Consider the following 12,889-nt stretch of genomic DNA (forward strand, 5'->3'; position numbering starts at 1 on the left):
ATCATGGGCCCCCGGTCCACGCTAACACCAACATCGGGGAGGAGCTGTGCGACCGGATGGAGGTCCCGGCCGGTCCGGGCGCGTCGCAATGCCCTAGCCGACGGTGCGGATGACATAGACGGGGCTGGACCATGCTTGCGTGCCGTCCTCGAGCGTCACGCGCACGAAATAGGCATTGTCGCGGCCGTCGGCCCGCTCCAGGCGGCGCTCCAGCGAGACTTCGCGATGCGGATTCGCATCGGGCAGGCGAAACAGGCGCACCCGCCGCGGCAGCACGCCGGAGGCATCGAGCACCGTGTCCTCCGCGCCGATCCCGGCCAGCGGCACCGTCGCCTCGACCAGCGGCGTCCTGAGCGCCAGGTCGCCGGCGCCGCCATCCGCGAGCGAGGCGATGAACCCCGCCTGGTTTCCCGTGGTCACCGAGCGCCAGGCGAGAGCGTTCTCGCCGACCCGCTCAAGTGTCTTGTCGCGGTTGAAGAAGTTGACCGGCACGGCCGCCGTGATCGGCTGGTCGAACCGGGCCGAGCCGTCCCAGGTCACGGCGCGGAAGCGGCCGCGATACTCCGCGCCCTCCCAGATCACCGCAATGCGGCTGCCCAGGTCGCGCTCGGCATAAGGCCGGAAGCTCTCGATCCGGTCCAGCCCGTTGAACAGATCGACGCGCTGCACGGGCGCGCCCGCCGCCACCGCCAGCCGCAGCGTCGCGCCGCCCTCGGGGAGGTGCACGATATCGCCCATTTGGGCGCCCGAGCACGGCACGCCCTGGCTCGGCCCCAGCGCCGGGTCGTCGTGGTAGAGCGTCGCCGGCCCGTCGAAATCGACCGCGAGATCCATGCGTATGCGCCCGTTCGGACCACCCGTCGTGGCGTAGTGGCGCCGCCGGCGCAGGCATTCCAGCAGCGCCGTGCGGCTCAGCTCCGGCATCAGCAGGCAGGTCAGCCCACCCACCGCGCCGAACCAACCGGCCCCGGGATAGCTGGCGCCGGGCCGTCCCTTGTGTCCGTCGGAATTGGCGACGATCCCGACCCGGTAGCCCAGCCCGAGCGCGTCATGCAGCAGCCACTCGAAGGTGCCCCAGGCCGAGTGGACCTCGACCGAGCGCTCGAACGGTCCGTCATGGGCCAGCCGGATATCGGCATAGCGCCCGCCGCAATGGGCCCAGCAGATGACGTCGTGCTCGCCGGCCTCGGCGAAGGCCTCGAACAGCCGCGCCGCGGTGTGGCAATCGGCATCCGCGTCGCCCGGGTCCTCGACCAGCGCGTGCGACGAGCGGCGGATCGTGCGGCCCTCGACGGGGAAGAAGACGTTACGGTCGCCGCCCAGGGCGGTGTTGCCCGACCACTCGTAGCCCGGCAGCGTGACGAACCGGCCGGGCTCGTCGAAGAAGGCCGTGACCCGGTTGAGGTCGCGCCAGAACGTGGCGGTGATCTGGAAGTCGTTGCCCTGGTGGGCGCAGGCGTCGAGGAAGGCGCGGTCGCGCGCGAAGGCGAAGTAATCCCCGGCGCTGTTGGTGCCCAACGTCTCGTCGGACTGGCCGTGCAGGTCGCCCCAAAAATGCACCAACTCGGGCGCCGCCAGCACCTCGGCCGGGTTGCTGCGGGCGACCTCGCGTCCGGCCTCGTCGAGCAGCGATATGCTCAGCGGCCCCTCTTCCGAGGCGACCAGCCCGGCCAGCTCGGTGGCGAACGCGCCCGCGCGGATCTCGACGCTTTCGGGCAGGTTCCGCACCGGCCGGCTGGCCACCGGGCGCAGGCGGGCCGCGGCCCTGTCGGTGGGATTGCCCCATCTGTCCTCGGCCTTGATCCACAGGCTGAACGCGCGCTCGCACAGGCAGTCGCTGGGCAGCACGGCGACCCAGCGCTCCGGGGTGCCGGGGACGATGCGGATATGCGGCTGTTGCGGCAGGGGCTGGAAGTTGTAGGTGGCGATCGGGTCGACCAGGACGCGGAACTCGAAGCGGGTCTCGCAGAAGGTCTGCAGGCGCATGCCCGGCGAGCCGTGATCGCGCACGCCCAGGCGGATGATGATGGTGTCGCCCTCCTTGAGGAACCCGCGCACCACCTTGATCTGCAAGGTCCGGTCCCAGGGCCGGATGTTGCCCTTGGGGTCGAAGCGGCAGTCCAGCACGGCGTCGTTCGAGGCGGTGACCTCGGTGAAGTTCGGCGCCGCCGGGTCGGAGAACTGCGGATTGCTCTGATCGGTGGCGAAGCGGAAGGCGACGCGCAGGCTGCCGCTGTCGTCGATGCCGCAGCGCCCGGCCGTATAGGTCAGGGTGAAGGACTGGAAGCTCCCGGCCTCGAAGGCGCCGGTGCGGTCCAGCACCGCCGTGCCCAGAAGCTCGGGCGGGATCGGCGCGCGCAGGGCCCCGTTGTGCAGCTCGGGCGCGGTCATCGTCGGCAGGGCGCGGGACATCGGCGGTTCCTTTGCTCACGGTCGGGCCAGGGGGCGGTTGGCGGCGGCTGGCCGCGGCAGGCGGCTTCCTACCCATGCCGGCACGGCACCGAATCCGAAGTGGGGCGTATTGTTACGGCCGCCGGCCGCCGCCGTCACCTGCCGCAGGCAGGGGCAGCCCGCTCGCTCCGCCTCGATCGGTCATGAGCGAGGCGGTCGGCTTCCCCGCGTAGCGCGCAGGGGTGCTCCGAAGGGGGCCATCGGGATTAAATCGCAGCCGGGACCTCCACGATACCGCTTGGCGACTCGGCGGCGCCCTATGATAGAGTGACGCCGCTCCTCGTCCGCGAGGCCGACATGCCGACCGTCGTCTTCACCTCCAACATCCAGCGCCACGTGGCCTGCCCCGAGACCCAGGCCCCCGGCCGCACAGTGCGCGAGGTGCTCGACCACGTGTTCGCGGCGAATCCGGCCGCCCGCGGCTACGTGCTCGACGACCAGGCTGCGCTGCGCAAGCACATGCGCGTGTTCGTCGACGGCCTGATGATCCGCGACCGGGTGCATCTGAGCGACCCGGTGGCCGAGACCGGCACCGTCTACGTCATCCAGGCGCTCTCAGGAGGCTGAACATGAGCGACAGGCTTCTCGTCTCCACCCGCAAGGGGCTGTTCACTGTGGCGCGCCAGGCGGGCGGGTGGCGGATCGCCGGGGTCGATTTCCTCGGCGACAACGTCTCCATCGCGCTGTCCGATGCGCGCGACGGCACGCGCTACGCCGCGCTCGACCACGGGCATTTCGGCGTCAAGCTGCACCGCTCGGCCGGCGGCGACTGGGAGGAGATCGCCGCCCCCGCCTATCCGCCCAAGCCCGAGGGCCCCGAGGAGCTCGACATGTGGGGCCGCCCGCTGCCCTGGAGCACCGTGCGCATCTGGGCGCTCGAGCCGGGCGGCGCCGACGAGCCGGGCGCGCTGTGGTGCGGCACGCTGCCCGGTGGCCTGTTCCGCTCGTCCGACCGCGGCACCAGCTGGGAGATGGTGCGCACGCTGTGGGACCACCCGCAGCGGAAGAACTGGGTCGGTGGCGGCGCCGAGCTGCCGGGCCTGCATTCGATCTGCGTCGACCCGCGCGACTCGCGCAAGGTCTCGGTCGCCGTCTCCACCGGCGGCATCTGGTTCACCGGCGACGGCGGTGCCAGCTGGAGCCAGCGCGGCGAGGGCATGCGCGCCGAGTACATGCCGCCCGAGCAGGCGCACGATCCCGCGTTCCAGGACGTGCACCGGCTGGCGCAGTGCCCCGCCGCCCCCCAGCGCATGTGGGTGCAGCACCACAACGGCATCTTCGTCTCCTCCGACGAGGGCCGCAGCTTCACCGAGGTCACCAATGCCCGGCCCTCGGCCTTCGGCTTCGCCGTCGTCGTGCACCCGCGCGAGCCCGACACCGCCTGGTTCGTGCCCGGCGTCAAGGACGAGACGCGCATCCCCGCCGAGGGCCGCCTGGCGGTCAGCCGCACGCGCGACGGCGGGGCGAGCTTCGAGGTGCTGACGCGCGGCCTGCCGCAAAGCCACGCCTACGACCTCGTCTATCGCCACGCGCTGGCGCTCGACGCGTCGGGCGAGCGGCTCGCCTTCGGCTCCACCACCGGCGGGCTGTGGGTCAGCGAGGACCAGGGCGACAGCTGGGCGCAGGTCACGCATACCCTGCCGCCGATCCATGCCGTGCAGTTCGGCTGAGCGCGGCGGTTCAGCCGCGGGCGCCGGCGCCGCAGGTTCGGCCGGGCCACAAGGCCGCGCATTGCGCTGCGCAGCCTGGGGCAAGTTGCCGGTGGCGATCCAACCCAGCCCCGAGGCGGCCGACGGCGGCCGAAGCCTGCGCCTGTGCGCGGGTGACGTGGTGCGGCTTGACGCGCGCTTGGAGGTCGGAGGCGCTGGTGCATGCCGCCGAGCTCGCCGCCCGCACGCCTGCCGCGCTTGACCTCGGCGCACACGACGCGGGAATTGTGTACGAGCTGTTCGCGACCTTCCGCGCCGCCGTCGGTCGGGCCTCGGCGGGTGCGGCGGTGTTGGTGCGAGGATCAGGGAGATGGGCAACGCCATGCACGTCGATGACAAGGCTCTGGAGCAGGCCTGGACTGCCGTTCGCGCCGATGCCGCAAGGCTGAAACAGGTGCATATGCGCGAGCTGTTCGGCGCCGATGAGGCGCGCTTCGACCGCCTTTGCTTTCGTGAGGGCGATCTTACCGTGGACCTGTCGAAGGAGAAGCTGGACGCGGATGCCCTCGCCGCGCTTCTTCGGCTTGCGCACGCAGCGGGCGTCGAAGCACGGCGCGACGCCATGTTCGCGGGCGAGCCAATCAATTCGACCGAGGGCCGGGCGGTGCTGCACATGGCGCTGCGCGGCGGTGCGGCGGCGCCCGCGGGCGATGATGTCAGAGCGACGCTGGAGCGCTTTCTCGCCTTCGCCGAGGCGGTGCGCGGGGGCGGGATCGCCGCCGCCGGCGGGCCGGTCACCGACGTGATCAACATCGGCATCGGCGGCTCGGACCTGGGGCCGGCGATGGCGGCGCGGGCGCTGAGCCCCGACTGCGACGGGCCGCGGCTGCACTTCGTGTCGAACGTGGACGGGGCGCATCTGGCCGACACGGTGGCCCGGCTCGACCCGGCGCGCACGCTGGTGATCGTCTCGTCCAAGACCTTCACCACGCTCGAGACCATGGCGAACGTCCGCTCGGCGCGCGACTGGCTGGGCCGGCACGCGGCCGGGCAGATGGCGGCGGTCTCGACCAACCTCGCGGGCTGTGCCGCGTTCGGCATCCCCGAGAGCCGCGTGTTCGGGTTCTGGGACTGGGTCGGCGGGCGCTATTCGGTCTGGTCGGCGATCGGGCTGTCGCTCGCCATCGGCATCGGGGCCGCGCGCTTCCGCGCCTTCCTCGCCGGGGCGGCGGCGATGGACCGGCATTTCCGCGAGGCGCCGATGGAGCGCAACCTGCCGGTGCTGATGGGGCTGGCCGGCATCTGGCGGCGCAACGCCATGGGCTGGCCGAGCGTGGCGCTGATCCCCTATGACCAGCGGCTGGAGCGGTTCCCGGCCTATGTGCAGCAGCTCGACATGGAGAGTAACGGCAAGCGGGTGACGCGCGACGGCGCCCCGGTCGCTACTGAGACGGGCCCGGTGGTCTGGGGCGAGCCGGGCACGAACGCGCAGCATTCGTTCTTCCAGCTTCTGCACCAGGGCACCGACGTGGTGCCGGTCGATTTCATCGCTGCGGCGCGGCCGCGCGCGGCCGATCCGGTGCACCATGCACTGTTGCTGGCCAGCTGTCTCGCGCAGGGACAGGCGCTGGCCTTCGGGCGCACGGCCGACGAGGTCGAGGCGGAGATGCGCGAGGCGGGCAAGGCGCCCAACGAGATCGCCCGGCTGGTGCCGCATCGCACCTTCCCAGGGGACCGGCCCTCGACGACGATCCTGTTTCGCGAGCTGGACCCCTTTGCCCTTGGCCGGCTGATCGCGCTGTTCGAGCACAAGGTGTTCGTGCAGGGGGCCATCTGGGGCATCAATTCCTTCGACCAGTGGGGGGTCGAGCTGGGCAAGGCGCTGGCGGGCGCACTGATCCCGGCGCTGCGCGACGGCGCAAAGGTCGAGGCCGACGCTTCCACCGCAGGGCTGGTGGCGCGGGTCGGGGAGCTCGGGGCATGAACATCACCGGGATCTGCCGGCTCGCTCCGGTCGTGCCGGCGCTGGTGATCGAGGACGCGGTGCAGGCGGCTCCGCTGAACCTGCGCCCCGGTCGAAGGGGTCTTGCGCCCGGCGTAACGCGGATGGCGGACGCCGGGTCATGACGAACCGAGGGAGTGACGCATGAGAAACGGAGCCAGTCACCAGATCGCGCGGCACAGCATGGCCTTCGTGCTCGCCGGCGGGCGCGGCAGCCGCCTGATGGAGCTGACCGACAAGCGGGCTAAGCCGGCCGTGTTCTTCGGTGGCAAGAGCCGGATCGTCGACTTCGCGCTGTCGAACGCGATCAACTCGGGGATCCGCCGCATCGGCGTGGCCACACAGTACAAGGCGCACTCGCTGATCCGCCATCTGCAGCGCGGCTGGAACTTCCTTTCAGCCAGCCGTGGCGAAGGACTTGACATTCTGCCCGCCTCGCAGCGCGTGGACGAGCGGAGCTGGTATCTGGGCACTGCCGATGCCGTCTTCCAGAACATCGACATCATCCTAAGCTACGCTCCCGAATACATCCTGATCCTCGCGGGCGACCACATCTACAAGCAGGACTACGAGGTGATGCTCGCCCAGCATATCGAGAGCGGCGCGGACGTCACCGTGGGTTGCATCGAGGTGCCGCGGGGGGAGGCCTCGGCCTTCGGCGTCATGCATATTGACGAGTCGCAGCGGATCATCGACTTCTTCGAGAAGCCGGCCGACCCGCCGGCGATGCCGGGTGCCCCCGACCTCGCTCTGGCCTCGATGGGCATCTATGTCTTCCGCGCCGATGACCTGATCGAGCGGCTCAGGGCGGATGCAGCCGATCCCGGCTCGAGCCGGGACTTCGGCCGCGACCTGATTCCGGCCATCGTCAGGGAGGGCAAGGCGGTGGCGCACAAGTTCTCCGACAGCTGCGTGCGCGCGAGCCCCGAGCGGGAAGCCTACTGGCGCGACGTAGGCACGGTGGACGCCTACTGGCAGGCGAACATCGATCTGACCGACTTCGATCCCGAGCTCGACCTCTACGACCGCGACTGGCCGATCTGGACCTATGCCGAGATCACGCCCCCGGCCAAGTTCATCCACGACGAGGAGAACCGACGCGGCTCGGCCACCAGCTCGATGGTCTCGGGCGGGTGCATCGTCTCGGGCAGCCATGTGGACCGCAGCCTGCTTTTCACCGACGTGCGCTGCCACTCCTACAGCACGCTCTCGCGGGTGGTCGCGCTGCCCTCCGTGGAGATCGGGCGCTCCGCCCGGCTGAGCGACGTGGTGATCGACCGCGGTGTGCGCATCCCCGCGGGACTGGTCGTGGGCGACGACCCCGAGCTGGATGCGCGCCGGTTCCGCCGCACCGAGGCCGGCGTGTGCCTGATCACCCAGCCGATGATCGACGCGCTGGGGGCCTGAGCCCGATGAAGGTGCTGTTCGTCGCCTCGGAATGCGCGCCCTTCGTCAAGACCGGCGGGCTGGCCGACGTCGTCGCGGCCCTCCCCAAGGCGCTTGGCACCGAGGGCGCCGCGGTGCGCGTCCTGATGCCCGCCTATCCGGCGCTGGCGGCGACGCTGGCGGCGGGCGAGGAGGTCATGCGGCTCAAGGACCGGCTGTTCGGCACCATGCGCCTGGTGGCGGCGCGCGCAGCCGGGCTCGACCTCATGCTCCTCGACGCGCCGCAGTTCTTCGACCGTCCGGGCGGGCCCTATCTCGACGCGACCGGCCATGACTGGCCGGACAATCATCGCCGTTTCGCCGTGCTGGCGCGCGCCGCCGCACAGATCGCGCGCAAGGGCGCGGGGGTCTGGGTGCCCGACATCGTGCACGCCCATGACTGGCAGGCCGGACTGGCGCCTGCCTATCTGCGCCTCGGCCCCGCCGTGCGGGCGCGAGCGGTGACCACGATCCACAACGTCGCCTTCAAGGGCGTGTTCCCGGCCGCAGCATTGGCGGATCTCGGCCTGCCACGCGCCGAATTCCGCATCGAGGGCTACGAGTACCACGGCTCGGTCAGCTTTCTGAAGGCGGGGGTGGTCTGGTCCGACCGGGTGACAACGGTCAGCCCGACTTACGCGCGCGAGCTGATGTCGCCGGTCTTCGGCATGGGCTTCGAGGGGCTGCTCGCGCATCGGCGCGAGCAGTTCTCGGGCATCCTCAACGGCGTCGAGCTGGACGTGTGGAACCCCGAGACCGACCCGGCGCTGGCGCGGACCTATTCGGCGCGCGGCCTGGCGCGGCGGCGGGCCAACCGCGCGGCGCTGATGCGCCGGCTCGGCCTCGAGCTGACGCCGCGGGCGCCGCTCTTTTGCATCGTCAGCCGGCTGACGCGGCAGAAGGGTATCGACCTCGCCCTCGGCGCGCTGCCGCGGCTCGTGGCGCGCGGCGCGGGGCTCGCCGTGCTGGGCGCCGGCGATGCCGATCTGGAGGTGGACCTGCTGCGGGCGTCGAGGCTGCATCCGGGGCGCGTGGGGGTCGAGATCGGCTATAACGAGCCGCTGTCACACCTGATGCAGGGGGGCGCCGACTGCATCGTGATCCCCTCGCGCTTCGAGCCCTGCGGCCTGACCCAGCTCTACGGGCTGCGCTATGGTTGCCTGCCATTGGTGGCGCGCACCGGAGGGCTCGCCGACACGGTGATCGACGCCAACGATGCGGCTCTGCTCGCCGGCGTCGCCACCGGCTTCCAGTTTGCGCCGATAACCGTCGAGGCGCTGGCCGACGCCATCGACCGGGCCTGTGACGCTTTCGCCGAGCGCGGGCTGTGGCAGGGCATGATGCGCCGCGCCATGCGCCACCCGGTCGGCTGGGACCGCTCGGCGGCGGCCTATCGCGCGCTCTATGACACCGTCCTCGCCGAGGCTTCGGGTGCATGAGCGAACGCACCTCGCGCACCGCTCACTTGCGGCTCCACTCGCCCCCGATCAGGTGGTACATGGTGACCTTGAGCACGCTCAGGCACAGCATTTCGGCGAGCGCATAGCCCCAGACCGCCAGCGCGTACTGCCACGGGATCGGGTGCATCAGGAACAGGCCGAAGATCGCGACCAGCGTGCCCACGAGCTGGGTGCATTCGAGCGAGACGAACAGCGTCAGGCTGGGCCAGGGCCGCTGCCACAGCCAGCCCGCGTTGCGGGTGATGAAGATGGTCATGTGCCCGGCGACCAGCAGCTTGAGGAAGATCAGCGTCTGCACCTCGTCCGCCGGCAGCCTCATCTGCGTCTTCACGTACCAGTAGAGCAGGAAGGTCGCGGCGACGCCGAACAGGCCGAGGATCGCAGCGATGGTCAGGACGCGGCGCATGTCCCAGCGCACCGGCTGCTCGGCCGTGGCCACATTGTCCGTGGCGATGGTCATGATCGGGATGTCGTTCAACAGCGCCAGCAACACGATCATGATGGGTGTCACCGGGTAGAAGTTGAAGACGAGGATGGCCAGCGAGATGAACACCAGAACGCGCACGGTTTCGGTGATCCGGTAGGTGGCGTAGCCCACCATGCGCTCGAAGATGCGCCGTGCCTCCTCGACCGCGCGGATGATGACGCCGAGGCCCGGCTGGGTGAGCACCAGGTCGGCGGCGGCGCGGGCCGCGTCGGTGGCGCCGGCGACCGCAATGCCGACATCGGCCTGCTTGAGCGCCGGGGCATCGTTCACGCCGTCGCCGGTCATGCCGACGATCCTGTCGCCCGCCTGGAAATGCCGGACGATCTGGAACTTGTCCTCGGGCGTGACCTGGGCAAAACCGTCGGAGGCGAGGACCTCCTCAGTTCTGGTCTCGTCGATTTCCGTCCCCTCGTCGCCGAACAGGTCGGTGGCCTCGCGGATGTTGCGGCCGAGCCCGACCTGACCTGCGACTTGTCTGGCGATGGCGGCGTGGTCGCCGGTGACCATGCGTACGTCGATGCCGTGATCGAGGGCGCTGCCGATGACGCCCGCGGAGTCCTCGCGCGGCGGATCGAGCAGCGAGAGCAGCCCCAGATACTGCCAGCGCCCGCCATCCTTGCGCGCCACGCCGAGTGCGCGAAAGCCGTTCCGCGCAAGCTCGTCGACGGCGGAGGAAACCCGGTCGCGCTCGTCGCCGTCGGCCGCGCAAAGCTTCACGATGACCTGCGGCGCGCCCTTGGCTACGCGAAAGCTGCGCCCATCGTGCTCGACCCCGGCCTCGGCGCGCTTGGAGGTGGGGTCGAACGGCGTGAAGTCGGTGATCCTGTACGCCGCCAGCGCGTCCGGGTCATCGAGGGCGGCGAGGATGGCCTTGTCGATCGGGTCCGGCTCGTCGCGCTCGGTGGTCAGTGCCGCCGCCAGCACCAGATCCTGCGCGTCGCGCGCGGCGAGGACGACCGGGTCCTGGAGCTGTAGCTCGTTCTTCGTCAGGGTGCCGGTCTTATCGGCGCACAGCACCTTGAGCCCGGCCATCTCCTCCATCGAGGCCAGCCGCGAGACGATTGCCTTCATCCGGGCGAGGCGGTGCGCGCCGACCGTCATGGTCACGGTCATCACCGCGGGAAGCGCCGCTGGGATCGCCGCGATGACCAAGACCATGGCGAACAGCAGAAGGTCGAGCCACGGGTCGCCGCGCCACCAGCCGACGACGACGATCACGGCAACCAGCACGAGCGTCGAGGCGATCAGGAAATAGCCGATTCGCATGACCGCGCGGCGGAAATGCGAGGACTCCTGTGCCGTCTGCACGAGCTCGACGGTATGAGCGAATTTCGTCTTGCCCCCGGTCGCGGTCACCACTGCACGCGCTTCGCCGCGCTTGATCGTCGTGCCGGAAAGGCAAAGCCCGCCCGACTCCTTATCCACCGGCAGGGACTCCCCGGTCAGGGCGGACTCGTCGACGCTCAGGTGCTGGTCATCGAGCAGCTGGGCGTCCGCCGGCACCACGTCGCCTATCCTGAGAACGATCACGTCACCGGGCACCAGGGTGCGTGCCTCCACGGTCATGCGCTGGCCGCCGCGCACCACCCGCGCCTCGGGCGCCAGCTGCGCCTTGAGGGCCTCGATCGCGTTTTGCGCCTTGTTTTCGTGCCAGAAGCCGACGCCGCCGTTGATCACCAGCATCGCAGCGATGACGCCCAGGTCTTCCCAGCGCTGGGCGACGCCGGAAAGCAGGATGGCCGCCTCGAGCAGCCAGGGGATCGGACCCCAGAAATAGGAGAGGAAGTGCAGGAGCGGGTTTTGCTTCTCCGCCTCGATGGCGTTTGGGCCAGCCTCCTTCAGGCGGCGTTCCGCCTCTTGCGCGTCGAGCCCGAGATCGGGGTCGGTTCCGAGGCGCTGGAGGGTTTCATCGACGGAGCCGGCTGCCTCCCCGGCGCCGGGGACGGATGCCTTCTCGTCGACCGTCGACTGCGAGGCGCCTCGTGCGTTCCGCTCGTCCTGGGTCATGTTCACCTATCCCGAATGTCCCTGCCGGCTGCGCCGTAGCACCGTGTCACCGGGCGCACAGTCGTATCGGGCTATAGTACAGCGTACTTGCGCGGCCCGCATTGCGCCGCGCGTGCGACGCGTAGCCCCAGCCCGACCGGATGGACGGCCGGCCTGCGCCGCTCAAGTCTCGCCGAGCGAAAAGGCCGAGGCGAGGAATCCGGTGAAGGCCAGTTGAATCGCGATGGCGACGATCGTCAAAGAGACGACCGTGACTTTCTGCACCCAGCCGAATTCGATCGGGCCGAACCCGATCGAGACCCAGTAACCCACGGCCGAACCAAACCCTGCGAGCCCAATGACGAACAGCAGCAGCGCCGCGAGCAAAATCCGCTCAAGCGTGACGGCGGAGAGAAATCCGGTGGACCGGCTCGGGGGCAGGATGCCGCGCTCCAATGCATGCTGGCGTGCCAAAACCGCAAAGGCAATCAGTTGCACACCGATCAGCGCCGCAAAGCAGCCCGTGATCAGGGTGTGGATCCCGATTTCGACGCCAGGCGCAATCTGCACATTGCCGGCGAAGACCAGCGCGGCGAGAAAGCCGCCGATGACGATCATGGCCAGGCCCGGATAGTAGAACAGCCAACGCGGGTTGTGCAGCAACAGGAAGCGCAGATGGCGCCAGCCGTCGCGCCAGGGCCTGAGGTGCGGCGGGCGCGAGCGGCCATCGGGTGAAAGCGTCGTCGGTACCTCGGCGAGGGACAACCCGTGCAGTGAGGCCTTGACGATCATTTCGGAAGCGAACTCCATGCCCGGTGCCTGCAGCCGCAGACCAAGGATCGCCCGGCGCGAAAAGCCGCGCAATCCACAGTGGAAATCGCCCACCGGGATACGGAAGAGCAGCCGTCCGAGGAAGCTGAGGACCGGGTTGCCGAGATATCTGTTCAGGAAGGGCATCGCCCCGGGCCGGATGACGCCCCCGGAACCGGTTACCGATCACCATGTCGGTGCCTGCGCGCAGCTCTGCGATGAACCCGTCCAAATTAGCGAAGTCATAGCTTCCGTCGGCATCGCCCATGATCACATAGCGGCCCCTGGCCGCCGCGATGCCGCCCTTGAGGGCCGCGCCGTAGCCCTTCTGCGCCACGTCGATCACTCGTGCGCCTGCGCGCTGCGCGATCTCCTGCGAACCGTCGGTGCTGCCGTTGTCTGCGACCAGCACTTCCCCCTCAATGGCCGCCCGGGCGAGGAAGCCGAGCGCCTCGTCCACGCATCCCTCCAGCGTCTCGGCTTCGTTCAGGCACGGGATGAGAATGGTCACTTCCGGCACCGCGTCCGGCACCGCATGGTCCGTTCTCGACTCGGACAACTGCGCCATGATCGGCTTCCGCAGGAAACGCAAGCGAGCAAGGGCATAGTTAAACAGCCA

At 69.9% G+C, this 12,889-nt stretch carries 9 protein-coding genes and 1 pseudogene; 6 read left to right on the plus strand and 4 right to left on the minus strand.

Annotated features, from left to right (window positions below):
- Nucleotides 1-93 precede the first annotated feature (93 nt).
- Nucleotides 94-2,412: a hypothetical protein gene (locus tag AC32QD_RS16725; RefSeq protein ID WP_492011649.1), complete on the minus strand. Its 2,319-nt coding sequence runs from the start codon at nt 2,410-2,412 to the stop codon at nt 94-96.
- A 306-nt stretch (nt 2,413-2,718) separates the two neighbouring features.
- Here AC32QD_RS16725 and AC32QD_RS16730 point away from each other — a divergent pair, with 306 nt between their 5' ends.
- From AC32QD_RS16730 to glgA, 6 genes are all read left to right on the plus strand, one after another.
- Nucleotides 2,719-3,018, plus strand: coding sequence for a MoaD/ThiS family protein (locus tag AC32QD_RS16730; protein ID WP_492011650.1), 300 nt, complete (start codon nt 2,719-2,721; stop codon nt 3,016-3,018).
- Nucleotides 3,019-3,020: 2 nt separating this feature from the next.
- On the plus strand, nt 3,021-4,121 hold the full coding sequence (locus tag AC32QD_RS16735; protein WP_492011651.1) for a WD40/YVTN/BNR-like repeat-containing protein: 1,101 nt from the start codon (nt 3,021-3,023) through the stop codon (nt 4,119-4,121).
- A gap of 349 nt (nt 4,122-4,470) precedes the next feature.
- Nucleotides 4,471-6,084 carry a glucose-6-phosphate isomerase gene (pgi, locus tag AC32QD_RS16740; protein ID WP_492011652.1) on the plus strand — a complete coding sequence of 538 codons (1,614 nt, stop codon included), beginning with the start codon at nt 4,471-4,473 and terminating at the stop codon, nt 6,082-6,084.
- On the plus strand, nt 6,081-6,227 hold the full coding sequence (locus AC32QD_RS16745; RefSeq protein ID WP_492011653.1) for a hypothetical protein: 147 nt from the start codon (nt 6,081-6,083) through the stop codon (nt 6,225-6,227). The genes pgi and AC32QD_RS16745 overlap by 4 nt, the downstream gene beginning before the upstream one ends.
- 19 nt (nt 6,228-6,246) lie before the next feature.
- Entirely contained in the window at nt 6,247-7,509 is a 1,263-nt protein-coding gene (gene glgC, locus AC32QD_RS16750; RefSeq protein WP_492011654.1) for a glucose-1-phosphate adenylyltransferase, read from the plus strand.
- A 5-nt stretch (nt 7,510-7,514) separates the two neighbouring features.
- Entirely contained in the window at nt 7,515-8,966 is a 1,452-nt protein-coding gene (glgA, locus tag AC32QD_RS16755; protein WP_492011655.1) for a glycogen synthase GlgA, read from the plus strand.
- A 22-nt stretch (nt 8,967-8,988) separates the two neighbouring features.
- Here glgA and AC32QD_RS16760 read toward each other — a convergent pair whose 3' ends face one another.
- The 3 genes and pseudogenes from AC32QD_RS16760 to AC32QD_RS16770 all read right to left on the minus strand — a co-directional run.
- Nucleotides 8,989-11,481 (minus strand): plasma-membrane proton-efflux P-type ATPase, encoded by a 2,493-nt coding sequence (locus AC32QD_RS16760; protein WP_492011656.1) that lies wholly within the window; start codon nt 11,479-11,481, stop codon nt 8,989-8,991.
- A gap of 162 nt (nt 11,482-11,643) precedes the next feature.
- Nucleotides 11,644-12,417, minus strand: coding sequence for a hypothetical protein (locus AC32QD_RS16765; protein WP_492011657.1), 774 nt, complete (start codon nt 12,415-12,417; stop codon nt 11,644-11,646).
- A gap of 40 nt (nt 12,418-12,457) precedes the next feature.
- Nucleotides 12,458-12,838: pseudogene (locus tag AC32QD_RS16770) on the minus strand (glycosyltransferase family 2 protein); the annotation flags it as partial.
- Between the last annotated feature and the right edge of the window lie 51 nt (nt 12,839-12,889).

This window comes from Thermohalobaculum sp. (assembly GCF_058622915.1).

Coding starts and splice junctions, on each gene's coding strand:
- AC32QD_RS16725 (WP_492011649.1), bottom strand. CDS start 2,412: ATGTCCCGCGCCCTGCCGACGATGACCGCGCCCGAGCTGCACAACGGG.
- AC32QD_RS16735 (WP_492011651.1), top strand. CDS start 3,021: ATGAGCGACAGGCTTCTCGTCTCCACCCGCAAGGGGCTGTTCACTGTG.
- pgi (WP_492011652.1), top strand. CDS start 4,471: ATGGGCAACGCCATGCACGTCGATGACAAGGCTCTGGAGCAGGCCTGG.
- AC32QD_RS16745 (WP_492011653.1), top strand. CDS start 6,081: ATGAACATCACCGGGATCTGCCGGCTCGCTCCGGTCGTGCCGGCGCTG.
- glgC (WP_492011654.1), top strand. CDS start 6,247: ATGAGAAACGGAGCCAGTCACCAGATCGCGCGGCACAGCATGGCCTTC.
- glgA (WP_492011655.1), top strand. CDS start 7,515: ATGAAGGTGCTGTTCGTCGCCTCGGAATGCGCGCCCTTCGTCAAGACC.
- AC32QD_RS16760 (WP_492011656.1), bottom strand. CDS start 11,481: ATGACCCAGGACGAGCGGAACGCACGAGGCGCCTCGCAGTCGACGGTC.
- AC32QD_RS16765 (WP_492011657.1), bottom strand. CDS start 12,417: ATGCCCTTCCTGAACAGATATCTCGGCAACCCGGTCCTCAGCTTCCTC.